Raw genomic sequence first — 518 nt, forward strand, 5'->3', positions numbered from 1 at the left:
TCGAGTAGGAGGGGGTGACTAACCCCCGACCTCTCACACCACCGTACGTACGGTTCCGTATACGGCGGTTCCATTTATGTCTGACGTAGTTGTGAATATCTCACATAAAGACTTTTCAGCCCTCGCGTCTCCCAATAGGAGTTTGTGAGGGTTTTCTGTAGGATTGGACTTCTGGCTACCCTCCAATATTTCTTTCTAGAGTTTCCCCATTCATATGCCTTTTCTTTTGGAACCCCTAATCCAATGAGTTTTCTTACTTTGGTTTTCGGGTTCTTCCATTCTTTCCATTGGCACATTCTGAGACGCCTTCTAATCCATTCGTCTAATTCTTTGAATATAGTTGGTGTATCTGCTAATGCATAGTATCCGCACCAGCCAATCAAATATTGATTTAGCGTCTCTATTCTGAAGTCCATTGGAATTGGTTTTGACCTAGAAGTTAATTCTCGTATCCGTTTCTTGACACGTTGAATACTTTGCTTTGACATCCGTATCTTCGGTTTCTTATGAAATGTGAA

Annotated in this window: 1 protein-coding gene; it reads right to left on the reverse strand. The window is 42.1% G+C overall.

Features of this window, described 5'->3' with window-relative positions:
• Positions 1 to 74: 74 nt before the first annotated feature.
• Positions 75 to 518 (reverse strand): group II intron maturase-specific domain-containing protein (locus BFU02S_RS16170; protein WP_305801525.1); only part of this gene is annotated, 444 nt, incomplete at its 5' end.

This window comes from Neobacillus fumarioli NBRC 102428 (genome assembly GCF_001591485.1).
Classification (GTDB): domain Bacteria; phylum Bacillota; class Bacilli; order Bacillales; family Cytobacillaceae; genus Neobacillus; species Neobacillus fumarioli.